The organism is Niameybacter massiliensis (genome assembly GCF_001282685.1).
Lineage (GTDB): Bacteria > Bacillota > Clostridia > Lachnospirales > Cellulosilyticaceae > Holtiella > Holtiella tumoricola.
In genome coordinates this window covers 1-439 of record NZ_LN875034.1, presented here as the reverse complement: position 1 = coordinate 439, position 439 = coordinate 1, and the positions used below count along the sequence as shown (strand labels likewise).

At 38.3% G+C, this 439-nt stretch carries 1 rRNA gene and 1 other annotated feature (1 of these 2 cut by a window edge); the gene reads left to right on the top strand.

Annotated elements, in window-relative coordinates:
* Window positions 1–439: a sequence feature (mutual gap in cmsearch alignment for this rRNA model is longer than 100), on the top strand; it begins 1,110 nt to the left of the window's first position.
* Window positions 151–439 (top strand): 23S ribosomal RNA (locus BN2390_RS02625); the annotation flags it as partial. Its footprint overlaps the feature before it by 289 nt.

Sequence of the window (439 nt, the reverse complement as noted above, 5' to 3'; positions counted from 1 at the left end):
AACTTGTACTTTGAAAAACAAATACTGCAAATAACGGATTTAAACATTATTAATAATATTTAAATCTACAATTTAACCGAAAATAAATACTTATTCTGTTATATTTAACAAGAACAAGGCAAATATTCAATGACATAATCATTGTATATAGGTCAAGCTACTAAGAGCGTAGAGTGGATGCCTTGGCACCGAGAGCCGATGAAGGACGTGATAAGCTGCGAAAAGCTACGGGAAGTTGCAAATAAACTTTGATCCGTAGATGTCCGAATGGGGAAACCCGGCTGAGTAAACCTCAGTCATCATACAGCCAATCCATAACTGTATGAAGGGAACGTTGGGAACTGAAACATCTAAGTACCAACAGGAGGAGAAAGAAAAATCGATTTCCTAAGTAGTGGCGAGCGAACGGGAAACAGGCCAAACCAAAGTGCTTGCACTT